This window comes from Actinoplanes sp. GCM10030250 (genome assembly GCF_042666575.1).
In the GTDB taxonomy this organism is placed as follows: domain Bacteria; phylum Actinomycetota; class Actinomycetes; order Mycobacteriales; family Micromonosporaceae; genus Actinoplanes.
On record NZ_JBHTDO010000002.1, the window covers coordinates 470,873 to 495,083 of the forward strand.

25 protein-coding genes are annotated in these 24,211 nt (G+C 69.9%); 17 read left to right on the plus strand and 8 right to left on the minus strand.

Annotated elements, in window-relative coordinates; translation table 11 throughout:
- Positions 1 to 19: 19 nt before the first annotated feature.
- Entirely contained in the window at positions 20 to 1,252 is a 1,233-nt protein-coding gene (locus tag ACFQV6_RS05390) for a S8 family peptidase (protein ID WP_378026177.1), read from the minus strand.
- Between the two features lie 233 nt (positions 1,253 to 1,485).
- Here ACFQV6_RS05390 and ACFQV6_RS05395 point away from each other — a divergent pair, with 233 nt between their 5' ends.
- Both ACFQV6_RS05395 and ACFQV6_RS05400 read left to right on the plus strand, forming a co-directional pair.
- The gene (locus tag ACFQV6_RS05395) at positions 1,486 to 1,698 is read left to right on the plus strand and encodes a hypothetical protein (protein WP_378026178.1); all 213 of its coding nucleotides are present in this window, start codon (positions 1,486 to 1,488) and stop codon (positions 1,696 to 1,698) included.
- A 76-nt stretch (positions 1,699 to 1,774) separates the two neighbouring features.
- A complete protein-coding gene (locus ACFQV6_RS05400; protein ID WP_378026179.1) occupies positions 1,775 to 3,568 on the plus strand; it encodes an ATP-binding protein in 1,794 nt (597 codons plus the stop codon).
- An 81-nt stretch (positions 3,569 to 3,649) separates the two neighbouring features.
- On the opposite strand, the gene ACFQV6_RS05405 is transcribed toward ACFQV6_RS05400, so the two are convergent.
- Positions 3,650 to 4,504 carry an SRPBCC family protein gene (locus ACFQV6_RS05405; protein ID WP_378026274.1) on the minus strand — a complete coding sequence of 285 codons (855 nt, stop codon included), beginning with the start codon at positions 4,502 to 4,504 and terminating at the stop codon, positions 3,650 to 3,652.
- A 93-nt stretch (positions 4,505 to 4,597) separates the two neighbouring features.
- The gene (locus tag ACFQV6_RS05410; protein WP_378026180.1) at positions 4,598 to 5,347 is read right to left on the minus strand and encodes a hydrolase; all 750 of its coding nucleotides are present in this window, start codon (positions 5,345 to 5,347) and stop codon (positions 4,598 to 4,600) included.
- A 218-nt stretch (positions 5,348 to 5,565) separates the two neighbouring features.
- Between ACFQV6_RS05410 and ACFQV6_RS05415 the strand changes: the two genes are divergently transcribed.
- Positions 5,566 to 6,465 (plus strand): peptidoglycan DD-metalloendopeptidase family protein, encoded by a 900-nt coding sequence (locus tag ACFQV6_RS05415; RefSeq protein WP_378026181.1) that lies wholly within the window; start codon positions 5,566 to 5,568, stop codon positions 6,463 to 6,465.
- Between the two features lie 38 nt (positions 6,466 to 6,503).
- On the opposite strand, the gene csrA is transcribed toward ACFQV6_RS05415, so the two are convergent.
- The 5 genes from csrA to ACFQV6_RS05440 all read right to left on the minus strand — a co-directional run bounded on the left by csrA (position 6,504) and on the right by ACFQV6_RS05440 (position 10,168).
- Positions 6,504 to 6,746, minus strand: coding sequence for a carbon storage regulator CsrA (csrA, locus tag ACFQV6_RS05420; protein ID WP_378026182.1), 243 nt, complete (start codon positions 6,744 to 6,746; stop codon positions 6,504 to 6,506).
- 82 nt (positions 6,747 to 6,828) lie between these two features.
- The gene (locus ACFQV6_RS05425; protein ID WP_378026183.1) at positions 6,829 to 7,266 is read right to left on the minus strand and encodes a flagellar assembly protein FliW; all 438 of its coding nucleotides are present in this window, start codon (positions 7,264 to 7,266) and stop codon (positions 6,829 to 6,831) included.
- A 2-nt stretch (positions 7,267 to 7,268) separates the two neighbouring features.
- Positions 7,269 to 8,198 carry a flagellin gene (locus tag ACFQV6_RS05430; RefSeq protein WP_378026184.1) on the minus strand — a complete coding sequence of 310 codons (930 nt, stop codon included), beginning with the start codon at positions 8,196 to 8,198 and terminating at the stop codon, positions 7,269 to 7,271.
- A 57-nt stretch (positions 8,199 to 8,255) separates the two neighbouring features.
- A complete protein-coding gene (flgK, locus tag ACFQV6_RS05435) occupies positions 8,256 to 9,683 on the minus strand; it encodes a flagellar hook-associated protein FlgK (protein ID WP_378026185.1) in 1,428 nt (475 codons plus the stop codon).
- A complete protein-coding gene (locus ACFQV6_RS05440) occupies positions 9,683 to 10,168 on the minus strand; it encodes a flagellar protein FlgN (protein WP_378026186.1) in 486 nt (161 codons plus the stop codon). The genes flgK and ACFQV6_RS05440 overlap by 1 nt, the downstream gene beginning before the upstream one ends.
- Positions 10,169 to 10,416: 248 nt before the next feature.
- On the opposite strand from ACFQV6_RS05440, the gene ACFQV6_RS05445 reads away from it, so the two are divergent.
- The 14 genes from ACFQV6_RS05445 to ACFQV6_RS05510 all read left to right on the plus strand — a co-directional run bounded on the left by ACFQV6_RS05445 (position 10,417) and on the right by ACFQV6_RS05510 (position 24,200).
- Positions 10,417 to 11,709 (plus strand): flagellin, encoded by a 1,293-nt coding sequence (locus ACFQV6_RS05445; RefSeq protein WP_378026187.1) that lies wholly within the window; start codon positions 10,417 to 10,419, stop codon positions 11,707 to 11,709.
- Positions 11,710 to 11,823: 114 nt separating this feature from the next.
- Complete coding sequence (gene fliD / locus ACFQV6_RS05450; RefSeq protein ID WP_378026188.1) at positions 11,824 to 13,242, plus strand: flagellar filament capping protein FliD; 1,419 nt, start codon at positions 11,824 to 11,826, stop codon at positions 13,240 to 13,242.
- Positions 13,243 to 13,285: 43 nt separating this feature from the next.
- Positions 13,286 to 13,660: a flagellar export chaperone FliS gene (fliS, locus tag ACFQV6_RS05455; protein WP_378026189.1), complete on the plus strand. Its 375-nt coding sequence runs from the start codon at positions 13,286 to 13,288 to the stop codon at positions 13,658 to 13,660.
- A complete protein-coding gene (locus ACFQV6_RS05460) occupies positions 13,657 to 13,992 on the plus strand; it encodes a hypothetical protein (protein WP_378026190.1) in 336 nt (111 codons plus the stop codon). Before fliS ends, ACFQV6_RS05460 begins: the two co-directional genes overlap by 4 nt.
- A 201-nt stretch (positions 13,993 to 14,193) precedes the next feature.
- Entirely contained in the window at positions 14,194 to 14,541 is a 348-nt protein-coding gene (locus ACFQV6_RS05465) for a flagellar basal body rod protein FlgB (protein WP_378026191.1), read from the plus strand.
- The gene (locus ACFQV6_RS05470; protein ID WP_378026192.1) at positions 14,541 to 14,933 is read left to right on the plus strand and encodes a flagellar basal body rod protein FlgC; all 393 of its coding nucleotides are present in this window, start codon (positions 14,541 to 14,543) and stop codon (positions 14,931 to 14,933) included. Before ACFQV6_RS05465 ends, ACFQV6_RS05470 begins: the two co-directional genes overlap by 1 nt.
- A complete protein-coding gene (fliE, locus tag ACFQV6_RS05475; protein ID WP_378026275.1) occupies positions 14,933 to 15,274 on the plus strand; it encodes a flagellar hook-basal body complex protein FliE in 342 nt (113 codons plus the stop codon). The genes ACFQV6_RS05470 and fliE overlap by 1 nt, the downstream gene beginning before the upstream one ends.
- A gap of 1 nt (position 15,275) precedes the next feature.
- Positions 15,276 to 16,895 (plus strand): flagellar basal-body MS-ring/collar protein FliF, encoded by a 1,620-nt coding sequence (fliF, locus tag ACFQV6_RS05480; protein ID WP_378026193.1) that lies wholly within the window; start codon positions 15,276 to 15,278, stop codon positions 16,893 to 16,895.
- Positions 16,896 to 16,932: 37 nt separating this feature from the next.
- Positions 16,933 to 17,958 (plus strand): flagellar motor switch protein FliG, encoded by a 1,026-nt coding sequence (fliG, locus tag ACFQV6_RS05485; protein ID WP_378026194.1) that lies wholly within the window; start codon positions 16,933 to 16,935, stop codon positions 17,956 to 17,958.
- Positions 17,942 to 18,613: a FliH/SctL family protein gene (locus tag ACFQV6_RS05490; RefSeq protein ID WP_378026195.1), complete on the plus strand. Its 672-nt coding sequence runs from the start codon at positions 17,942 to 17,944 to the stop codon at positions 18,611 to 18,613. The genes fliG and ACFQV6_RS05490 overlap by 17 nt, the downstream gene beginning before the upstream one ends.
- A gap of 72 nt (positions 18,614 to 18,685) precedes the next feature.
- Entirely contained in the window at positions 18,686 to 19,993 is a 1,308-nt protein-coding gene (locus ACFQV6_RS05495) for a FliI/YscN family ATPase (RefSeq protein ID WP_378026196.1), read from the plus strand.
- Between the two features lie 609 nt (positions 19,994 to 20,602).
- Positions 20,603 to 21,061 carry a cell envelope biogenesis protein TolA gene (locus ACFQV6_RS05500; RefSeq protein ID WP_378026197.1) on the plus strand — a complete coding sequence of 153 codons (459 nt, stop codon included), beginning with the start codon at positions 20,603 to 20,605 and terminating at the stop codon, positions 21,059 to 21,061.
- On the plus strand, positions 21,058 to 22,035 hold the full coding sequence (locus ACFQV6_RS05505) for a transglycosylase SLT domain-containing protein (protein WP_378026198.1): 978 nt from the start codon (positions 21,058 to 21,060) through the stop codon (positions 22,033 to 22,035). The genes ACFQV6_RS05500 and ACFQV6_RS05505 overlap by 4 nt, the downstream gene beginning before the upstream one ends.
- 44 nt (positions 22,036 to 22,079) lie before the next feature.
- Entirely contained in the window at positions 22,080 to 24,200 is a 2,121-nt protein-coding gene (locus ACFQV6_RS05510; protein ID WP_378026199.1) for a flagellar hook-length control protein FliK, read from the plus strand.
- Positions 24,201 to 24,211: the final 11 nt, after the last annotated feature.

The following is a 24,211-nucleotide window of genomic DNA, read 5'->3' on the forward strand; positions in this document are numbered from 1 at the left end:
TCCCGTACGGCACTTCGCCTCAAGCGGCGGTGTTCAGATGGCCGGTGTAGAGCAGGCGGTCGGGTGACCCGGCGCCCGCGTCGCGGATCAGCGCGGTCCCGGCGTGTTCCACCAGGTGGTCACGGACCTGACGGGGCGTCCAGCCGGGGTGTGCGCCGAGGACCAGGGCGGCGGCTCCGGTCACGTGCGGTGCCGCCATCGAGGTGCCGCTCATGCTCCTGGTAGCGGTGTCCGTGGTGTGGCCCGCTGACTCGATAGCGACACCCGGGGCGAACAGGTCGACGCAGGTGCCCCAGTTGGAGAAGGAGGCCCGGGCGTCGGTGCTGTCCGTGGCGCCGACCGTGATCGCGGCCTCGGTGGCGGCCGGCGAGTAACCGCAGGCGTCCGTGTTGTCGTTGCCCGCCGCGATCGCGTAGGTGACACCCGTGGCGATGGACCGCTCGACCGCCTCGTCCAGCGCCCGCCACGCCGGTCCGCCGAGGCTCATGTTCACCACCGCGGGCAGCTTCGCGTTCGCGGTCACCCAGTCGATGGCGGCGATGAAGTCGGTGTACGAGCCGTAGCCCTCGCAGTTCAACACCTTGAGGGCGACCAGCCGGACGTCCTTGGCGACCCCCGCGGTGGCGCCACCGATGGTGCCGGCGACGTGCGTGCCGTGGCCGTGGCAGTCGTCGGCGACACCGTCGCCGTCGACGAAGTCCCAGCCGTCCACCGCCCGGCCGCCGAACTCCTGGTGCGAGACGCGGATCCCGGTGTCGATCACGTAGGCGGTGACGGCCGCGGCGGACGGTGCGGTGTAGGACCTCGACAGCGGAAGCGCCGGCTGGTCGATCCGGTCCAGTCCCCACGGGGCCGTCTCACCCTGGGTGGTGGCGGTCGTGGTGATCGTGACGTCCTGCTCGACGTAGCGTACGGCTGGGTCGGCGGCGAGCCGGGCGGCCTGAGCGGCAGTCGCCTGAAGGTGGAAGCCGGAAACGGTGGACTGATAGGTGGCGGCGACCGTTCCGCCGTATTCGCGGACCAGCTCCTGCGAAGCTGAGGGGACCCGGTCCGCGGTGGAGGGCCCCGGCTCGAGCACGACGACGTAGTTGCCGGGGATCGCCCCGTCGGCGCCGGCCCCGGTGATGGTGCCGGTGAGCGGGGCGGCCGGTACCACGGCGTACGCCGGGCCGGACAGTGCGAAGGCCGCGGTGACGGCGCTCGCGACGGCTGCGAAACGTAGGGCCAGGCGGCGGGCGGCGGTACCGGACATGCATCGTCCTCTCGTCTCGCTCCGGCCCGGAGGCATGCCGGGAGCACTTGAGGGAAATGCTGGAAAGAAGAAGGAGCATCTCCGGGTTCCGCCGGGTAGCGCCCAGGGTGCGGCGTTACCGCCCGATTCGGATCGTCTGGATCACACGGGGGAACCTCTAAGCCGAGCGTGCGGCGGGCCGAATTTCTCGCTGTCAGGACCGCTGCACACCGCCACCGAGCAAGGAGAGCGATATGACCGCCCTGCTGTCGCCTGAGATCGACACCGTCGGGGAGCTGACGGAACGCTGCGATCGCTGCGGCTCGGCCGCCAAGCTGGAGGTCACCCTGACCAGCGGCGGCGAACTGGCGTTCTGCGGCCACCACGCCAACCGCCACCACGCGGACATCGTGGGCGTAGCCAGCAAGGTCCGCATCGAGGACGGCTTCATCTGGGCGGGCAAGTAACCGCCCGGCCCGGTTGGTCGCGTTATGCTCCTTCCCTCACGTCTTGGGGGTATATGTGCATATCGCGGCGCATGGCGTGGGCAGGCTGTCCCGGCTGATAGCCGGGTGCGCCGGTGTCACAGCCGCCGTCCTCGGCGCCCTGGACACGCGCACGTTTGACGACGGCGTACCGCCGGGCGGGCTCATCCCCGGCCCGGCGGTCGCCCTGGTCCCGGCCGGGATCGCCCTGCTGGTGCAGGTGATACCGGTGTCCGGTGAACGGGCCGCCCGGATCCGTACCGGTGCGGCGGCAGTGCTCGCCCTCACCGCGGCCGGCCTCGGCGCCGCCACCCTGCGCGACCAGCCCGCCGCGGCGGTCGCCGCCCTGTTCGCCGGGCTCGCCCTGGCCTGCCTCGACCTGCACCTGCCGCGGCGCACCGGCACCGTCTCGTTCCGGGTCGCCGACCCGCTACTGCTGGGTGCGGCCATGATCGCCCTGGTCGCCGTGGTGCCCCGCCTGTTCGGGCCCACCTTCCCGGCCGGCCGCGGCCCGGACAGCGTCATGCCGCTGCACCTGGCCGGCACTCTGCTGCTGCTCACCGCGGGCGCCATCCTCGCCAGGCCGGAGACCGGGCCGCTGCGTCCCCTCGAGGACTCCGGGCCGCGCACCGTCGTGCGGCGGCTCGCCCCAGCACTGCTCGCCACCCCGATCATCGCCGCGCTCGTCAGCGCGTTCGCCGTGCGTACCGGCGTCAGCCGCCCGGCGGCCGCGGTCAGCACCGGGGTGATCCTCGCCGCCCTCGCCCTGCTGACGCTGCTGGCCTATCTGGTACGCACCCTGGACCGCGCCGACCGGCGGCAACGTCACCTCGTCGAGGAGCTCCGTGACCGGCAGGACTTCGCCCAGACGTTGCTCCAGTCGATGAACGAGGCCGTCCTGGTGCTGGACGCCAACTACCGGGTGATCGACGTCAACCGGCGCTGGCGCGAGCTCACCGGCCACGACGACGCCCTCGGTGAACCGCCGCCGCTCCCACCGCCCGGCACCGGGCAGGACTGGAGCATCCCCCGCGCGGACGGCACCCAGGTGCCGGTCCTGGCCACCATGGCGGCCATCCCGGACGCCTCCGGCGTGCCCCGCGGATATGTGGCGACCTGCGTCGACATCGCGGAGCGCAAGCGGGCCGAGGACGCGCTCACCGAGCACGCCGCCGAACTGGAGCGGGGCAACGCGGAGCTCGCCGCGGCGCTCGCCTTCAAGAACGACCTGACCTCGATGCTGACCCACGACGTGGCGCAGCCGATCAGCTCCATCGCCAGCCTCGCCGAACTGCTCTGCGCCGACTGGGCGGACCTGCCCGAGGACATCCGGCAGGAGCTCGCCACGAAGATCGACAAGAACACCCGCCGGCTCATCAAGATGATGAACGACCTCCAGTTGCTCTTCCGCCTGGACACCGGCACGGTGACCGCGCGCCGGGTGCCGGTCCAGCTGCTCGAGGTGGTCGAGTCGGTGAGCCACGCCATCACCGGCGAGGGCGACGTGGAGATCGCCATCGACGAGGAGCTGACCGCGCTCGCCGACCGCGGGCACCTCACGGTGGTGGTGGAGAACCTGCTGAAGAACGCGCTCGGGCACGGGGCACCGCCGATCCATGTGCGTGCCGAGGCGCGGGGGGCCGGCACGGTGGTGCTCGTGGTGCAGGACAGTGGTGGCGGCGTGCCGGAGGACGTGCTGCCGAACCTGTTCGGGCGGTTCATCCGCGGCTCCGGGCTGGGGCTCTTCATCGTCCGTCACCTGGTCGAGGCGAACGGCGGGACGGTGCGATACGAGCACGCCGCGCCCCGGGGCGCCCGTTTCCTGGTGACGCTGGAAGGCACCCCGGCATAGCAGCGGGTCATGCCCGGCGGCCGGCCCCGGCACAGCGAAAGGGCCGGCCTCGTGGCCGGCCCCTCGTCGCTGCGGGCAGCCTCAGCTGCCGCGCTCCTCTTCATTGATCATGCCGTCGCCCCACATGTCGGAGGCGCCGGTGCGGCCGCCCATCCGGGCACTGCCGGCGGCACCTCCGCTGAGCGGGCCCGGTGCGCCGATCCAGCGCCCGGCGGAGCGCGACTCACGCTCGACGTCCTGGGCGCCACCGATGGCGGAGGGGGTTCCGATGTCCGCGGAGGTGGGAGTGCCGCGAAGCGGGCCGCTACCGAGCCCGGTGCCGGTCGGATCGGCGTTGCCGAGGTCGGCCGTACCCGTGTCCCAGCCCGCACCGGGGCTCGGCGGCGGAGTGGCGTGGCGGCTGCGGATGCGCGCGGCGACCGAGACGGGCGAGGCCGGGTCGCCGATCGTCACACCGGGCAGCAGGGTGCGCGGGCGCCCGGCCGGCTGCTTGCCGCCGGCGCCGGTCGGAATCGGACGGCCGCCCAGCACGCCGCTCTCGACCAGCCCCTTGAAGGTGGTCAGGTCGGCCTTGAGGCGGCGGTTCAGCGACTCCTGGCCGTGCCGGTCGCTGGGCATGAGGAAGGCGATGTCGGCCTCCAGCTGCGCGACGATCTGGGTCTTCGTCTCGCCCATCGGCCGCAGCGTGAGGGTCTCGGCGAGCAGCGGCCCCTCCATGGTCGACCAGGAGACCCGCTCGTCCGGCGACCGCTCGATGATCTGGGCGTCGAACTCCCGCCGCTTCCCGTCGACGTCCATGATCCAGTGGGTCTGGTCGGCACCTGTCGCCGTCACCTGACGCACCCCGGTCATGAAACGCGGGTAGTTCTCGAATGCCGCGAGCTGCTCGTACACCGTGTGAACCGGTGCGCTGACCTCGATCGCCTGCTGAACCATACTCATCGCAACTCTCCCATGCTGAAGTGCTGGCATGACAGAGAGTACGGAGATGAGAACTGATCGTGTTCGGATTCGCTGAGACGCAGCCGTTCAGACGCGGCGCAGGTACTGCCAGCGGCCCACTTCGGCGGCGTACCGGGCGTCGCTGGCGGGGACGAGCGTCACGCCGGCGTCGCGCAGCATCTCCACCAGCCGCGGCGACGGGCTGCGCCACGCCTCGCTGATCTCCACCACGGTGCCGGTGGTACGGCAAGCGGACGCCAGCTCACCGACCAGCTCCGGACCGGCCACGGCGTCGTCGACACCCGCCTGCGCCAGTAGCGCCAGCGGCCGGGCGAGCTGCGACGGCACGTACCGCGACGCCCGCTCGATGCCCTTGACGGTGGTCGTCACGAGGATCTCGGCCACCAGCCCGGCGGTGAGAGCACCCGCGGCCAGCATCCGCCGCAGTTCCCGGGCGTCGAGCACGTCGTCGCCGATCGGCAGCCCGGAGACCGCGACCGAGAGCGCGTCCAGCTGGGCCAGGTCCGGCGGAAGGGCGAGCCAGCCGTCGGCGCGGACGACCTCCACCTCGGCCGCGACCCGCAGCCTCATCTCGGTACGGTGCCGGGCCCGGCGCACCGCGTCGGCGTACGCGGTCAGCCAGGTGGTGTCCGGTCCGGCCTGATCAGCGAAGGTGAGCGCGGTCAGTCCCGTCCGGTCGGCGGCCGAAACCACCACACCGACGGCGTCCCGGCCGGCCGAGAAGCCGGTGTGCACGTGGGCGTCCACGCTGAGATCCAGCGCGCACGCAGTACCGACCGCACCGCCACCCATGACTGACTCGCGCTCTGTGCCCACGCTCGCACCCCCGAGGAGAAGGGACGGGTTTCTCCCGTCCGTGGATGAGAGTGCGGCCGCGACGTTGTTCCCCGGGTCAGAGGCCGGTGCAGGTGAGGTGCGTTCTGCGGCCGTCCGGCACCGCAACCGTTCCGCACTTCCCGAGCACCCGAACGGGCATCCGGCACCGGTCAGCCTTCTTCTCGCGTGCACGTGACCGCGTGCCGGGAAGGGAAGGCATGAAGGTTCGACATCAGGGCCGTACCGTGCTGGCAGCCGTCGCCGCTGCGAGCCTGCTGGGCGCCGGGTTGCCCGCGTCCGCCCCGGCCGCCGCCGCTCCCAAGATTCCCACGGTCGTCGGGAACGCGAAGACCGACGGAACTCCGCTGAACATGCGCCGCTCCCCCTCGGCCGCGGCCGAGAGGTTCGGCTCGGTGGCCAACGGTGGCAAGGTGTGGATCGTCTGCCAGGTCTCCGCGCAACGGATCACCGGCACGGTACGGACCACGAACCTCTGGAACCACCTGGCCAACGGTGCCTACGTGTCGGACTCGTACGTCGTGCGGCCGGCCACCGCGATCCCGCAGTGCGCGCCGGGCACGGTTCCGGTCACACCGGCGCCCGTGACACCGGCGCCCGTGACACCGGACCCGGCACCCGCCATCCCGGCTCCGGCCAAGGGCGAGAAGTGGGTCCTTCCGGTGGGCGCGGGGCTGGTCAGCGGATTCCGTACGGTCGCACGCCCCTCGCACGACGGCGCCGACCTGTCCGCCAAGCGCGAGACCCCGATCCTGGCCGCGTCCGCCGGCACCGTGATCCGGGTGGTCTGCAACGTCTCGGCCGGCACCTGCGACCAGGACGGTAATCGCACCCTTCAGGGGTGCGGCTGGTACGTCGAGGTCCAGCACACCGGCACCATCGTCACCCGGTACTGCCACATGGTCCGCCGCCCGCTCGTCAAGGTCGGCCAGGTCGTCGCCCGTGGCCAGTTGCTCGGTAACGTCGGCACGTCCGGCTCGTCGTCGGGACCGCACCTGCACTTCGAGGTGCACGTCGACGCGGCACCGGCCATCCACGACAACGCGGTCGACCCGGTTGCCTTCCTGCGCGCCCGCGGAGTGACCGTCCAGGTCCTCTGAGGACGGAACGCCCGTCGCGGCGCGACGGGCGTTCTCGTTCACTCCTGAGGGTCGGCCTTCTCCAGCATCCTGGTCAGCGCGTGCACGGCTTCCTCGGGCGGCGACGCGGCAGCCCGGTTCGCCGCCTGGAGTTCGCGGTACACCTCCTCGCGGTGCACCTGGACATCACGAGGAGCCTGAATGCCCAGCCGAATGACGTCGCCACGGGCCTCGAGGACCGTGATGACGATGTCGTCGCCGATCATCACGCTCTCGCCGGCCCGCCGGGTCAACACAAGCATCAGTGCCCACCTCCATCCATGGAACGGACAGCATGGCAAAGGCGCGGCCGCGAATGAACACGGCCGCGCCTGCGGTGGAGGGTCAGTAGGACCGGTTCATGATCGCCCGGACCGGGTAGCCCGTTCCACTGAGGACGACCTGCACGGCCCGCATGCTGTCGCGGTCGACCACGATCGGCGCGAGGAGATTCGCGGTGGTCTCCTCCGTGCCCGCGGTGATGACCGAGAGCAGCAGGAGGCGGTCCGGGTCCTTGGTGTTCAGTGCGGCGAACACCTCGTTCTCGATCTCCGGCGCGTAGTCCGGGAAGAACGGCTCCGGCGGCGCGACCAGGAAGCGCAGCTCCGGGTTGTCGATCGAAGTGAAGGCGTAGAGCAGGCCATCGTCGTTGAGTCGCACCAGGACGAAGTCCCGGTGGGCGGGGAATCCCGGCATGGGCACCGCCATCGTGATGGTCGGCAAACCCAACGACGGGTCCGTCATGGTGGCCTCGATCGGTCGGGATGCGGTGCGAATACTCATGGTCACCTCAGGAAATCGATGAGCGAGGGCTGGATCACCTTGGCCGTGGCGGCCAGGGCGGCCTGATACGAGGTCTGCTGGAACTGCAATTCCATGATCGCCTTAGGCAGGTCGACATCCTCGATATCTGAGAGCTGCGACGACACGGACATCAAGCGATCCTCAGCGGACTGCTTCATCTGGGTAACCCGATTGTATCGGGCGCCAACCTCCGAAAGAGTAGATTTCATGTTTTCAGAGGCTTTATCGATATTGATCAGACTTGCATTAAGTCCGGTTTCGTCGCCGGAACGCATTGCCGCGACAACCTTGTCCAGCAGCTTGAAGAGCTGCTCCGGATTTGCCACCGGTGGGCTGCCGGCCGGGATGAGGGCACCGTCCTCGTCAACGAACTGGCCGTTGTCGTCGACGAGATAATCGGTGCCGAACGCCTCCGGTCCGCGTACGTCCACACGCACCTTGGCGTTCGGGCCGATGGCGCGCATCGTCTGGCCGCTGTCCTCGCCGACGTACGCACCGGAATCGTCGTAGGCCGAGGCGTCCGGTGTGAACCCGCCGAACACCGGGCGATCGAGGTACTTCGCATTCGCGTACTGGACGAGCGTGCCCTTGATCTGCTCGACCTCGGCAGCGCGGGCCTTGTTCGCCTCAGGTGTGCTCGAGCCACCTGAGCTCACGGCGGCCAGCGTCAACTCCCGGACCTTCGTGATCAGTACCGTCGAGTCCTGCAGGTTGTCCTGCATCGCACCGAGCCGGCCGAGCGCGTCGTCGGCATTGGTGGAGTACTTCTGGTTCGCCCGGATCTCGCCGCGCAGCTGGAGGGCGGTGACCGTACCGGTCGGCGAGTCCGACGGACGGCGTAACTGCTTGCCGCTCGAAATCTGATCCTGTGCGGTCTGGGTACGACCAAGACTGCGTTGAAGACTGGCCATCGTCCGGGTACGGACGCTGCTCTCGGTTACTCGTGGACTACTCATGAAGGGCCTTCCTTACCTACCGACCAGACCGGTCCGGTTGATCAACTGGTCGAGCATGGAGTCGATGGTGGTCAGAACTCGGGAGGCCGCTTCGTATCCGCGCTGGTAGGTCAGCAGGTTGGTCATTTCCTCGTCCAGGTTGACCCCGGACTCCGCGTCGCGTGCGCCGTCCACCTGATCCGTCACGGCGTTCTGGATGTCGCGCCGGCGGATCGAGGACTGCGCGGAGACACCGAGGTCACCGATCAGCGACTGGTAGGCCGAGTCGGCACCCGTGCGTGAGGTGGAGAGCTCGGAGAGGTCGTCCGCCACCTCGCCGTTGAGGATGGCCGGCGTGCCCTTGGGATTGCCGGAAGAGATCGCGAGCTTGTTCGGGTCGCTGACTTTCACGCCGATGTTCGCCGCGGTCAGCGTCAGGTCGCCGTTGTACGTGCCGAAGAAGTCCTCGCCGGTGGTGCCGTCGGAGCTGTATCCGGTCCGGTACTTGTCGTTGACGTTGTCCGCCAGCTTGTTCGCGATCTCGTTGAGCCGGGTGTTGATCGTGTCCAGGGTGCCGCCCTTGGCCAGCAGCTCCATCTGGGCGCCCATGGTCCCGCCCGCGGCCACCGGCGCCTCGGTGTCCTTCCACCGCAGGTTGACCGTCGTCGAGTTGAGGTCGTCCAGGCGCATCGCCCCGCCGGTCTCGATCTCGATCTCGCGAGTGCTGAACTCACTGACCAGCGGCCCACTGCCGACGTAGACGTTTATCGCACCGTTGGGCAGCTCGGTGGCCGTCGCACCGACCAGTTCGGACAGCTTCAGCATCTGCTGGCCACGCTGGTCCTGGAGCTCGTTCGCCTGCAGGCCCGCGGCCTGGGCCACGACGATCTCCTTGTTCAGCTTGGCGATCGAATCGGCCGCCTTGTTCACGTCCTTGTAGTAGGTGTCGAGGCCGGCCCGGGTCGACTCGTACTGGCTGTCCAGTGCGGCCGCCGCATCGTTGAGCGACGCCGCCACGGTGGTGGCCTGCTCGATCAGGGCCGACTTCGGAGCCGCCTTGTCCGGGTTGGCGGCGACCGCGTTGAAGCCGTCCCACATGTCCTGCATGCGGGACTGGAGCGCGGTGTCGCTGGGCTCCCCGAAGACGTCCTCGATCAGGTTGTACGAACCAGCGCGCTCGTTGTGATACGCCGAGTTGGCGTGCTCGGTGAAGCTGCGCTGGTCCAGCGCGGTGTTACGAAGCCGCTCGACCGAGGAGACGGTCACCCCGCTGCCCACCGCTGAGGTGGTCGCGTAGATGCCCGGCACCAGGTTGGCGTTCTGCGACTGCATCACCACGCGTTGCCGTGTATACCCCTCGGTATTGGCGTTCGCGATGTTCTGGCCCGTGACGTCCAGGCCCCGGCGCTGCGCGTAGAGAGAAGTGAGCGCCGTGTTCAGTCCACCGAATGTGCTGCCCATCAGATCGCCTCATCAACCAGGGTGGGGCGCCGCACGGCGCCGCTGACGGTCTGGCCCTGCGGCCCGTACGTTTCCACAGTCTCGGCGAACGCGAGCATGGTTTCGCGAGCCGCCCGCTGACCGGCGGTGAGCAGGTCGCGGTTGACGTCGGCCAGGGCCCGGATCTCCGACGTCAACATCAGGAACGCCTTGCGGTGCTGGTGCAACAGGTCCGACCAGGGGTCCGGTGCGGCATCGGCGAGCTCGCCCAGCGAGGCGTCCGGCGAGAGGCCGAGCTCGACGGCGACATCCTGTGCGTACGCGGCCCGGATGACCTCGGTCTGCCGGATCTGATCCAGCACGACCTCGACCTCGCGGGTGGCGTGGCTGAGCCAGCGTGACCGGTTTGACGCGAGGAGCAACTGCTCCTCCTCAAGCTTGAACAGCAGCATCTCCAGCAGCTCACGTGAACGCCACAGGACGCTGGCCAGGTCGGTCAGGCTCACCCGGTCCTCCGTCGGTATCGCTCGTCGGGTGCCACCCCCTCGGCGGACCCGCTCATTCGGACAGGTCGGCACATCCGCCGTGCCGCTGAGCTGTTTCCGACGATCGGTACTTCTCCGATTCGCCCGAAAAGCCCGAAGAAATCTCAGAGAATTCTGATGGCCTCTCGGCGACCCGCCGATGGGATGTGGAGTAACACCACGGCTCACGGACGGGCCGGTCAAGACCCCACTCAAGGAGGAATCACCCCATGGGTCTTCGTATCAACCAGAACATCGCCGCGCAGAACGCCTACCGGAACCTCTCGGTGACCGACAACCAGATGTCGAAGTCGCTCGAGAAGCTGTCCAGCGGTTTCCGGATCAACCGGGCGGCTGACGACGCGGCCGGCCTCTCGATCTCCGAGGGCCTGCGGGCGCAGATCGGTGGTCTCAAGACCGCCGTCCGCAACACCCAGGACGGCGTGAGCGTCGCGCAGACCGCTGAGGGTGCGCTCAACGAGGTCACCTCGATCCTGCAGCGCATGCGCGACCTGTCGGTCCAGACCTCCAACAGCGGTGCGATGGACGTCGACGCGAAGGACGCCGCCAACAAGGAGATGTCGCAGCTCAACGCGGAACTGGACCGGATCGGCGAGACCACCGCCTTCGGCAAGTCGAAGCTGCTGGACGGCTCGTTCGGCTCCAACGCCACCAAGAGCGGCACCGCGCTGACCGCGGGCGCCACCGGTGCCGGCACGGTGGGCGGTGCTCTCACCGACCTCGTCACGGCGAACGCCGCCGACATCACCTTGACGATCAACAAGGTGGACGGGACCGACCTCACCGCTCTCGCGACTCCCGCCCCGATCACGATCACCGTCAAGGCGGGCACGTTCACCGACAAGGACAGCCCGCAGGACGTGGCCAAGAAGCTCAACGCGGCCATCTCCAGCCAGATGAAGGAACAGACCAACCCCAACACCGGGACGAAGTACGCCGGCAACGAGGTCTCCTTCTCGGCCAGCACCGCGTCCAGCGGCGACGTGACGTTTGGCGCCTCCGGCGTCGGCGACTTCTCGATCGACGACGGTACGGGCGGCGCACTGAACTCGCTGATGGGCGCCGCCACCGTGGCCGCTTCTTCCGCGACCCCGGCAGAGGCGGTCGCTGGCGGAAACACCGGCCGATTCCAGGTCGGGGCCAACGCCAACGAGCGCATCTCCATCAACATCGGTGCGGTCAACTCCAACACCCTGGGCACCGCGGCGCTGAACCTCAAGACGGACCCGAGCTCGGCGATCACCGCCATCGACTCGGCGATCCGCAACGTGTCCGACTCGCGTGCTCAGCTCGGTGCGTACCAGAACCGCTTCGAGCACACCATCAACAACCTGAACGTCGCGGTGGAGAACCTCTCCGCGTCCGAGTCCCGGATCCGCGACACCGACATGGCGCAGGAGATGGTGTCGTTCACCCGCTCCCAGATCCTCACCCAGGCGGGCACCTCGATGCTCTCGCAGGCGAACCAGTCCGCGCAGAACGTGCTCTCGCTGCTCCGCTAACCGAACTGCCACCGAACACAACTGAATCGGCACGACTTACGGCCGAATAGGAAGGGGTAGCGGGCGGGTCAACGCCGGCTACCCCTTCTGTTCCCGCACCGAAAGCGAGCCTCCGTGTCCAGCTCAGTCGACGGCCTCGTCAGCGGTCTCAGCACTTCCAGCCTCATCGGCCAGCTCATGCAGGTGGAGGCGGCTCCGCAGAACCGCCTCAAGGCCAAGGTTCAGACCGCCGAGAACACGGTGGCGTCCTACACGTCCGTGAACGGCAAGCTCTTTTCGCTGAAGGGCGCAGCAGACACGCTGGGTCAGCTGAGTACCTGGCGGTCGATCCAGGCCAGCTCCAGCTCCAGTGGAGTGGTCGCGACCGCCACCGGCGGCACGAACTCCGCCTCGGGAGTCACGACGTTCGACGTCGTCTCGGTGGCCACCGCGCAGGTGGGCACCGTCCAGTTCCCGAAGGACACGGCCGATGGCACCGACGGCTCGACCGAACTCTCGTTCGAGTTCGGCACCCCGCCGGCGGGCACGCCGATCAAGGTGGAGATCGGCGCGGACAAGTCACCGGCTGCCATCGCCTCCGCGATCAACAGCACCAAGGGCCTTCCCGTACGGGCAGGAGTGGTCACGACCAGCACCGGCGACGTCATCCTGCAGCTCAGCAGCACCAAGAGTGGCACCGACAACGCGTTCTCGGTCACCGGCCTCTCCACTTCGCCGATCACCGTCATCGCGCCCGCCGACGCGATGATCCGCGTCGGCTCGCTGGACACGACCGACCCCATGAACCCGACGCTCACTCCGGGCAGCTACGAGGTCAAGAGCAGCAGCAACACCTTCACCGGACTCCTGCCCGGCGTCTCGGTGACGATCACCAAGCCGGAGACCGGCGTGACAGTCACCGCGCAGGCGGACGTGGCCGGCATCGCGGAGAAGCTCCAGGCGCTCGTCGACGCCGCCAACGCGGCACTCGACGAGGTGTCGGCGCAGACCGCCTACGATCCCACCACGAGAAAGGGCTCGGCCCTCACTGGTGACTTCATGGTGCGCCAGCTGAGCCACACCATCATGAGCTCGGTCAGCGGCGGCCTGTCGTACGCGAACCCCAAGTACGTCAAACCGGCGGACGGCTCGGGCCTGCCCGAGGAGTCCCCGGGCAACATGAAGTTGAACGTGTTCGGCAGCCTGGCCCAGGTCGGCATCCAGCTCGACCGTGGCGGGAAGCTGACCTTCAACGCCGGCAAGTTCACCACCGCTTACAACGCCGACCCCACGAAGATCCAAGAAGCCATGATCGGTCTCGCGGACAACTTCGAGGAGCAGACGAGCAAGCAGTCGCTCGTCGTCACCAAGGTCATCACCGGCCGGCGGCTCGAGATCGACAACTTCAAATCCCAGATCAGCAACTGGGACATCCGTCTCGCGGCTCGCCAGCTCACTCTGCAGAAGCAGTACACCAACCTGGAAACGGCACTGGGCAACCTGAAGAACAAGTCCAACTGGCTCGCCGGCCAGCTCGGCGGCATGTCCGGCTGATGATGATTCCGGCCAGCCACCAGGACAGAGACCAGGAGGACCGATGACCGCAACTAATCTGCGCGACCGCTATCTGCAGGACTCGATCAATACGGCGTCGCCCGCCAAGCTGCTGATCATGCTCTACGACCGTCTCCTGCTCGATCTGAGACATGGCGAGGAGGCTCTCCGCGCCGACGAGCGCGAGACCGCCAACGACCGGCTCAATCACGCCCAGGAGATCGTGCTCGAACTGCGTGTCAGCCTCGACATGGAGGCCTGGGACGGTGCTCCCGGTCTCGCCAACCTCTACGGTTTCATCCTCACCGAACTGATCGGCGCCAACATCAAGCGCGACCCCGACCGGGTCGCCGGCTGCCGCAAGCTCCTTGAGCCGCTGCGCGACGCGTGGCGCGAGGCCGCCTCGGCCGGGACATGAGCACCGGAACGCAGGCCGTCGACTGGCGCTCGGCCTGGGCCTCCGCCCTCGACGAACTCGAGATGGACGTCGAGTCGGTCGAGGCGATGCTGGCCGACGAGCGCCGCATCGCCGAGACACCGCCGTCGGACCTGTGGCGCCCGCCGACCGAGCTGGGTGCCCTGCCGCTGGAACTCAGGCCCCGCGCCGACGCGATCCTGACCCGTCAGCTCGCGGCCGCGGAGGAACTTGCCCGCCGCCTCACCACCAACCGCCAGCAGTCGGCGATGACAGCCCGGATAGAAACCGGCGAGGCGGTCAAGCGCCCCGTCTACCTCGACTGCGCGATGTGAGAAGCCACGAAGCGATGTGAGAACACCACGAACGTCCCGGACCCGGCCACGGGCTCCGGGGCGTTTTCGTGTGCAACCTCGCCGCAACCGCTTGGGACTCAGCGGATCGGCGCGCACGCCGAAATGCAGGGTACGAGCACGGATTGCTCAGATGAAAGAAGCCATGGATCGGCGACATGACGGATCGACTAGGGAGCACCTATGTTCGACGACCGCTCGTCGTCTGCACTGCGCGTTGCTGTCTCCGGGCTCGCCGCCCGGCAGACCGCCATCGCCAACAACATCGCGAACATCGAAACCCCCGGCTACCGGGCGCGTAAGGTCAAGTTCGAGGAGGCGCTGAGCAGCGCCGTCGCCCACGGCCGCTCGCCGTCCGAGGTGACCCCGAGCGTGCTGAGCTCGATGGAGCCGACCCGGCTCAACGGCAACAACGTCAACCTGGACAGCGAGACGTTGCAGCACATCGACACCACGATGCGCTACCAGCTCACCATCCGAGCGCTGGACGGCAAGTACAACTCGCTGCGCGAAGCCATCAAGGGGGCCTGATGAGTACTTTCAACGCGATCGGGGTGGCCGGCACCGGCGTCACCGTCTACCGCAAGTGGCTGGACGCGGTGTCCGACAACATCGCCAACATGAACAACACCACCCGTACCTCCGAGAACGCCTTCCAGGCGCGGTTCGTCCAGGCCCGTGAGGCCCAGGACGGCAACGGGGCCGAGGTGGCCGGCATCCACTACGGCAGTGCCGAGGGGATCCTGGCGTACGAGCCGGACAACCCGCTCGCCGACGCCGAGGGCTACGTTCGCCGCCCGGACATCGACATGGGCAGCCAGATGGCCCAGATGATGATGGCCCAGCGCTCCTACCAGGCGAACCTCTCGGTCGTCGACCGGGCGAAGGACTCGTACACGGCCGCGATCAACCTCGGGAAGTGATGACGGTGACGTCACCCATCAGTCCCATCGGAGGCTTCTCCGGAGTAGCCGGCATCGGCGGAACCAACTGGTTCTCCGATGCCGGCGAGGCCACCGGAGCCCCCGCGACGCAGGGACCCAACGCTGATTTCGCCGGCATGCTCGCCAAGGGCATCGAGAACGTCCAGACGGCGCAGACCAAGGCGAGCGATCTTGCGGTGCAGGTCGCCGACGGCACCCTCAAGGACCCGGCCCAGTACACGATGGCCGCGACCGAGGCTCAGCTCGGCCTGCAGCTCACCATGGCGATCCGCAACAAGGCCGTGGAGGCCTTCCAAGAGATCATGAGGATGCAGGCCTGACATGACCGACCGCCTTCCCGCTCCGGTACGCCGCGTCACGGACACCTTCAAGTCCTTCACACCGGGACAGAAGGCTGTCACGATTTTCGCCGTCATCGCCATCCTGGTCGGCGGCTACTTCTTCGCCACGTGGGCGGCCAAGCCGTCGTACCAGATCCTGTTCAACAACCTCTCGACGAAGGACGCGAGCGCGATCGTCGAGTCGCTCCAGAAATCGGGCACCTCGTACGAGCTGGCGAACGACGGCCAGACCGTCCTGGTGCCGCGTGACCAGGTGAACAACCTGCGACTCCAGCTGTCCGGCGAGGGCCTGCCCAACGACGAGGGCACCGGCTATTCGCTGCTCGACCAGCAGGGCATCACCACGAGCGACTTCATGCAGCACGCGAACTACCAGCGCGCGCTGGAGGGCGAGCTCGCCAAGACGATCAAGTCGATCGAGGGCGTCGAGGCGGCCACCGTGCACCTCGTCATGCCGCAGGAGGACGTCTTCACCGACGACCAGGCCAAGCCGACCGCTTCGGTACTGGTCGCCTCCAAGGCCAGCAACCCGCTCGACGAGCCGCAGGTGCAGTCGATCGTGCACCTCGTCGCCTCGAGCGTGGAGGGCCTCGACCCGACCCAGGTCACGGTGGCCGGATCGGACGGCCGGATGCTCTCCGCCGGTGGCGGTGCGGCCGTCGCCGCGGGCAGCGGCAACAGCTCCGAGCAGCAGACCGTCGCGTTCCAAACCCGGTTGAACTCCTCGCTCCAGCGGATGCTGGACAACCTCGTCGGTCCCGGCAACGCGGTGGTCACCACCACGGCCGAGCTCGACTTCGACCAGACCGAGACGCGCAGCAAGACCTACAGCGCCGACCCGGCCGTGCCGGCCCAGTCGGAGAGCATCAACACGGAGACCTACACCGGCAGCGGCACCGGCAACGGCGGTGTGCTCGGCCCGGACAACATCCAGGTACCGAACGGCAACGGCAACGGGCAGTACGCCAACAAGAACGAGACCCGCAACCGGCAGCTGAACGAGGTTCAAGAGGTACGCCGCAACGCGCCGGGCGGTATCAACCGGCTCAACGTCTCGGTCCTGCTCAACAGCACCACCGCGGCGGGCGTGGACGCGAACCAGGTGCAGCAGCTGATCAGCGCGGCGGCCGGTGTCGACGCCACCCGCGGTGACACCATCGCGGTCGCCGCGATGCCGTTCGACAACAGCGCGGCCCAGGCCGCCAAGGACGAGCTCGCCGCCGCGGCCGTCGCCGAGAAGCAGGCCAAGCAGATGACGCTGGTCAAGACCGGTGCCCTGCTCTTCGTGGTGCTCGCTCTGCTGTTCCTCGCCTGGCGGGCGAACAAGCGGGCCAAGAAGCGCCAGCAGCTCAGCGAGGAGGAGCGCCGGCACCTGGAGGAGATGCAGGCCGCCCTCGAGGCGCAGCGCCAGGCGGAGCTGGACATGACCGCCGCCGGCGTGGGGATGCACACCAACATGCTGGAGAGCCCGCCGGTGGCGACCCGCAACAACGAGGCCCGCGAGGAACGGCACAAGGAGATCGAGGAGCTGGTCCGGGACAAGCCCGAGGAGACCGCCGCCCTGATCCGCGGCTGGATGTCCGCGGACTCGACGCACTGAGGATCCACTTGCACGACGAAGGTTTGAGGAGCATCCGTTGACCACACCTGCTCTGAGCACGCTGTCGATGACGGGCGTGCGCAAGGCCGCGATAATGCTGGTCCAGTTCGGCAAGGAACAATCCGCGCAGGTGCTGGCCAACATGACCGAGAAAGAGGTCGAGATGCTCTCGGCCGAGGTGGCTCGGCTCGGCAAGCTCGAGCCGGCCCAGGTCGACGACGTGATGGACGAGTTCTACGCCATGGCCACCACCCGGTACGCCGGGTCCGGTGGCATGGACTACGCCAGGGAGCTGCTGGAGGCGTCGCTCGGCAAGGAGCGGGCGGCGCTGATCCTGGACCGGCTCGAGGCCTCGATGAACGACATCCCGTTCAACTTCCTCAGCCACGCGGACCCGCGGCAGCTGCTCTCGTACGTCCAGTACGAGCACCCGCAGACGATCGCCCTGGTCCTCGCGCACATCCCGTCGGCGCTGGCGTCGTCGATCCTGGCCGGCCTCCCGCTGGAGGTGCAGACCGAGGTCGCGCACCGCATCGCGATCATGGATCGGACCTCGCCGGACATCATCCGGCAGGTGGAGAGCGCACTGCAGCGCAAGCTCTCCAGCGTGCTCCAGCCCGACGAGCTCTCCACCGTCGGCGGTCTCCAGCCACTGGTCGACATCATCAACCGCGCCGACCGCACCACCGAGCGGCTCATCCTGGAAGCCCTCGACGCCCGCAGCCCCGAGCTGGCCGAGGAGATCCGGCGGCGGATGTTCATGTTCGAGGACATCATCAACCTGGAGGACCGGGCGGTGCAGCTGGTGCTCCGGCAGGTGGAGCCGGCCGACCTGGCGACCGCACTCAAGGGCGTGCCGGACACGGTGCGCGAGAAGGTCACCAAGAACCTCTCCGAGCGCGGCCGCGACAACCTGCTCGAGGAGATGGACCTGCTCGGGCCGGTCAAGCTGAAGATGGTCGAGGAATCCCAAGCCAAGATCGTCGGTGTCATCCGCACCCTCGAGGACTCCGGCCAGATCGAGATCCAGCGCGGTAGCGAAGCCGATGAGCTCATCGCCTGACAGTCCGGTGATCCGCGGGGCGGTGGCGGACAGTGCCACCGCCGCGCGGTTCGCCGTCGACCTGCGCAACCCGGAGCCGATCGACAACGAGGCCACCGAGCGGGCGAGACAGCAGGCCCGCACCACCGGGTACGCCGAGGGCTGGGCGCAGGGGAAAAGGGATGCCGCGGAGGCCACTGAGGCCGCCGCGGCACGTGCGCATGCCTCGGAACAGGCGTACGAGCACCGGCGCGCCACCGCCCTGGCCCAGGCGGTCAACGCGCTCGGCAGGGCCGTCACCGAGCTGGAGAACCAGCTCATGCCGACCTTCACCGAGTTGCAGGAGGTCGTACTGGCGAGCGCGTTCGAGCTGGCCGAGGCGATCGTCGGGCGTACGCTGCGGGACGATCCGGAGCGGGGCGCCGACGCTCTGCGCCGGGCGATGAGCGCCGCACCCGAGCAGGGTGGGTTGAACGTGAGCCTGCACCCGGACGACTACGCGATGCTGGTCGGCCCGAACCCGGCCGGCGACTTCGAGTTCGAGGGCCGCCGGATCAGCCTGCGCCCCGACCCCCACCTGCGGCCCGGTGACGCGGTCGCGGAGACCGGCACCGCGACCGTCGACGCGACGATCGAGACGGCGATGAGCCGGGTACGGGAGGCGCTGCGCCTCTAGGTTCCCGTCCGCGGTCCGGTACCGCGGCACGGACCTGGGCGCGGCCGGCGACGCCACGAAGGGCAGCACACCATGACCGACGTCTTCCAGCACCGCCTGCAGAGCGCGATCCAGGCGGCACGGCCGCTGGTCAGCGGACGGGTGACCGGCGCGGTCGGCCTGCGGGTCACGGTGGGCGGCCTGGAGGCGCGCGTCGGAGACCTGCTGCGCATCGGCAACGGGCCGGACTCGGTGTTCGCCGAGGTCGCGGCCCTGGACGGGGAACGGCTCTCCTGCCTGCCGCTGGGCCCGATCGCCGGCATCGGCGCGGGCACGCCGGTGGTGAACACCGGGGGGCCGTTGCGCATCGCTGTCGGCCCCGACCTGCGCGGGCGGATCCTCGACGGTCTGGGCCGTCCGATGGACGGCGGACCACCGCTGCGCGGTGAGCTGGTGGGCATCGACGGGCGACCACCCTCGGCGATGGAGCGCCAGCTGGTCGACCAGCCGATGTCTCTGGGGGTACGCGTTCTCGACACGCTCGTACCCTGCGGACGTGGCCAGCGCATCGGCATCTTCGCCGGATCAGGTGTCGGCAAGTCCACCCTGATGAGCATGATCACCCGCGGTACGTCGGCCGAGCTGAACGTGGTCGCCCTGGTCGGTGAGCGGGGCCGTGAGGTGCGCGAGTTCATCGAGCACGACCTCGGCGAGGAGGGACTGGCACGCTCGGTGGTGGTCATCGCCACATCCGACACCCCACCTCTGGTACGCCTCCGTGCCGGTGCCGTGGCGACCCGGATCGCCGAGTACTACCGCGACGAGGGTGCCGACGTGCTGCTGATGATGGACAGCGTGACCCGTGCGGCGATGGCACAGCGCGAGGTCGGGCTCTCGGTCGGCGAACCACCCGCCACGCGGGGCTATCCCCCGTCGGTCTTCGCGATGCTCGCCTCGCTGCTGGAGAGGGCCGGCCCGGGTGCGCGGGGCAGCATCACCGGCCTCTACACGGTCCTGGTCGAGGGCGACGACCACAACGAGCCGATCGCCGACGCGGCCCGCTCGATCCTCGACGGGCACATCGTGCTCGACCGCAAGCTGGCGACCGCGGGCCACTTCCCGAGCATCCAGGCACTCGACTCCATCTCCCGGGTGGCCAACAAGATCACCAGCCAGCAGCAGCGGGCCGACGCCACCGAGCTGCGCCGGCTGATGGCCGCCCACCGCGAGGTACGCGAACTCGTCGAGATCGGCGCCTACGCACCGGGCACCAACCCGGACGCCGACCGCGCCAATGCGGCGTGGACCCAGATCAGCGCCTTCCTCCGCCAGGACCTCGACGAACGCGTAACGGCCGACGACGCCTGGACCGCCCTCCGAGCCCTCATAGCCACCACCTGACCCTCCCCGCCCCACAGGACTCCCCCCACGGGACCAGCGCACACGCTGACGCCTCCGTGCGCGTCGACTTCCCCGCGCGGGGTTGCGAGGGGCAGCCAGCGCACACGTTGGGGTTTGCGTGCGCGTCTACCCACGTCAGGGGCGTCACCAGGGCACACGCAACCCCAACGTGTGCAGCTACATCTCCAGGCGGCGGGCGATGCGACGCGGCGGGCCGCTGGTGCTGGAGACGCGGGCCCGGCGACGCGGGACGCCGGGGGACGCGGGACGCCGGGGGACGCGGGTGCGGGGGTGGGGACGCTGCGGGGGTGCGGGGTGACTTGGGGTGAGCTTTAGTGGGCAGCTCCGCCCGGCGGACGCGGCAGAGGCTTGACGGGCGGCGTGGTCGCGGGCCGCTCGAGGCGGTTCGGGATCGACCGTACTTCCGAAAAGTGCACATCGCGGGATGCGCGGCACGCAGGGTGAGAGGCGCCTCGCAGCGATGGATGGTCGGCAGTGGGTGGCGTCACTTGAGGGCGCTGGGTAGCAAGGCGGGTGCAGGGCTCAGTTGGGGGCGGGGGTGGGCCGAAGCGGTCATGTGAGGGCCCACCGCCCCGCTAGGAGGCCAACGTGAACCGTCTGTTCAGACTCGGACCCGTGCTTCGTGCCCGCAAGGCACAGGAGGACGTCGCTCGCGGCGCGGTGATCCAGTCGCGGGCTGAGATCCGGGAAGCCCAGGCGCTGGTGAAGCGACGTCAGCTGGATCTTGTCGGTAGTGAGGCGCCCAACGAGGGCTCGGCGCGGGCGATGGTTGCCGCGCTGGTGGCCCGGCAGTCGCTGGCGGCCGGACTGTTCGGGGCTCAGCGCCTCGTCACCGACGCCGAAGAGGTGGAGCGGGAGAAGATCTCCGCGCTGACGGACGCCGCCAAGCGGCGGCGTGCGGTGGAGCTGATGGCCGAGCGGCACGCCGCCACGGTCAAGGCCCACGATCTGCGTGTCGACCAGGCCAACCTCGACGAGCTGGCGATCACCTCGAAGGCTCGTAACGCCGCTGGAAATGTCGCCGACCCGAAGCGGAGCGAAGCATGACGTTGGGTGTCAGCGGGGTCATGTCCCGTATCTCGGAGTTGCAGGATCAGCTCGGTCTCAACCCGGCTCCGGCCGCGCCCGCGGGTGCCACCTCGGGCACCACGTTCGCCTCGGCTCTCGCCGACGCGACCCGGGGCGGTTCGCCGGGTTCGGGCGTCGCCGGCCCCAGTGGTGGCGACATCGTGGCCGCGGCCAAGAAGTACCTGGGTACGCCGTACGTGTTCGGCGGCACCGACCCGGCCAAGGGCCTCGACTGCTCCGCCCTGGTGCAGCGCGCCTACAAGGACCTGGGCGTGGATCTGCCGCGCATCGCGTCGGACCAGGCTCGGGCCGGGCGCCCGGTGGCGAGCATGGCCGACGCGAAGCCCGGCGACATCCTGGCGTTCAACTCGCCGGTCGACCACGTGGGCATCTACGTCGGTGACAACAAGATGATCGCGGCGCCGAAGCCGGGCGACCACGTCAAGATCCAGAGCGTGTACGAGAAGCCGGTCGCGATCCGCCGTGTGCTGGAGGACACCCCGGCCGCCGTACTGCAGGACATCTCCTCGCTGCGCCCGGCCGGCCTGCGCACGTCCGGGGGGTTGAGCGGGGTGCCGTACGCGGACCTGTTCGTCAAGGCCGGCGAGAAGTACGACGTCCCGCCGAAGCTGCTGGCCGCCGTCGCCAAGGTGGAGTCCGGCTACGACCCGAAGGCGGTCAGCCCGGCCGGCGCGCAGGGCCTGATGCAGCTGATGCCCGGTACCGCCCGCGGTCTCGGTGTCTCGAACGCCTTCGACCCGGCGCAGGCCGTGAACGGCGCGGCGAAGCTGCTCTCCCAGCACCTGAAGGAGTTCAAGTCGGTGCCGCTGGCCCTGGCCGCCTACAACGCGGGCGGTGGCGCGGTGCACAAGTACGACGGCATCCCGCCGTTCGCCGAGACCCAGGCGTACGTCCCCAAGGTGCAGAAGGCCCTGGCCGCGCTCGGCGGCTGAGGCTCACCCGAACCAGTCGACAAGTTTTGGAACAGGGAGAGCGCATGACCACGCCGAGTTCTGTGACGGGTCCCGACCGCCGGCCCGCGACCGACACCACCCGACGCCCGGCCGCGCGACGTGACGAGGGGTCACCGGACTTCGGGTCGGCTCTCTCCGCTGAGCTGGACCGGCCGGCCGGCGAGGGTGGCCGGCCGGCCTCGGCCGGTGAGGGTCGCCGGACGGCGCCGGCCCGAGCGGGTGACGAGCGCACCGCTGATCAGCCGCGTGCTGACCGGGCTACGGCTGACCGGGCTGTTCTCGGGCGGTCGGCGGCGGCGCTGGGGCGGACCGTCGGCCGGGATGCCGCGGAGCGTGCCGCGGCCGAGCAGTCCGCGGACCGTGCCGCGGCTGAGCGATCCGCGGGCCGCACCGGGGACGACCGGCCGGCCGCCGAGCGGGGCACCGGCCGCCGGGCCGAGGAGCGGGGCGCTTCGGAGCGGGGCGCGGACCAGCGGGCAGCGGCGCGGACCGCGGACCAGCGGGCCGCCGAGCGCAACGCCGGGCAGCGGACCACCGAGCGCGCGGCCACCCAGCGCGCCGACAACGCGGACCGGAACGCGGACCGGGCGACGAACGAGCGCGGCGCGGAGCAGCGCACCGCTGCGGACCGCCGCGCCGACAAGGCCGCCGCGGGCCGCGCCACCGAACGTGCGGCCGATCGTGCGGCCGGCCGAGCGGCCGACCGCCGTGAGTCGGCTCGGGCCGACGCGAAGCCGCCCACGGGAACGACGAAGGCGTCGACGAAGACCGAGGCCACCAAGGACGACCAGCGGACGGAGACGGCCGAGCCCACCGCGGCCACAGCGTCCATCACCGCCACCGCGCAGCCGGCTCAGCCGGCCCAGGACCAGGCCGTGGTCACCCCGGAGACGACCACCGCGACTCCGGCCGGCGACGAGTCCGGTGCCGTGTCCGCCCTGAGCATCACGCCGGCAACGACCCCGGCCGAGCAGCCCGCGACGGCAACACCAGCCGCACCCGGCGCCACTGCGGCCACCCCGGCAACAGCACCAACCACAGCACAGGCACCCACACCGGCTCCGCCCCCGGCGCCGGATGCACAGGCCGCCCAGCCTGGCCCGGCCACCGACGCACCGGCGCCCACCGATACCGCGCCGACCGCCGTTCTCCCCGCCGCCGACCAGGCCGTGGCGAGCCCCACCACCAGCACCGCCGAGGCGCCCGGCACCACCGGAACAGCGCCCACCCCCGCGGCACCACAGGCACCAGCACCCGGCCAGGCCGCGACGTCCACCGCCCCGCCGGCAGCCGACACCGCCACCGCACCCACCGCCACCACGACGACCCCCGCCGTGACCAGCGAGGCCGCCGTAGCCAACGCCGCCGTGACGACTCCCGGCCCGGCTCCGGCCCCGGAGACCACCGCACCGGACGCCACCCAGGCCGCCCCGGTCGAGGCGGCCGCCGGCAACAACGCACCGGACACCGGCGCGGGTGGTGAGGGCGGCGACTCGGCGGGCGGCGGTGCCGAGGCCTTCCGTATGGCCGAAGCCACCCAGGAACCCGCAACCGCCCCGACCGGCCTGCCCACCGGCCTGCCCGGCACCGCACCGGCCGAGAACGCCGCACCCGCGGCACCCACCGCACCCGCCGCGATGGGTGTGCCCGGCGTGCAGGCCACCGCGCCCACGGCTCCGATCGCGGGGCCCCAGGCACCGCAGCCGCCGGCACCGCCGATGCCCGGACCTCCGGCGGCTCAGCTGGCGACCCGGATCGTGCCGCTGCGCCTGGACGCCGACGGTGTGCACCGGCTCACCGTGCACCTGCACCCGGTCGACCTCGGCCCGGTCCAGGTGGTGGCGGAGATCCGCAACGGCGACATCAACGTCCAGCTCACCGGCGGTACCGAGGCGGGCACCGACGCGCTGCGGTCGTCGCTCGACGAGCTGCGCCGGGAGCTGGAGGACTCGGGCTTCGGCAACTGCACGCTCGACCTGCGGCAGGGCGGTGCCCAGCAGCAGGCTCGGCAGCAGTTCGCCGAGGCGGGCGGATTGGGCCGGCGTGCCGACGGGCGGCCCGGTGGGGGCGACCTCCCGGCCGAACCGGCTCCGGACGCCACGCGCCGCGCCGTACCGACCGGCCGGATCGACGTCCAGGCCTGACGCAGAGCCAA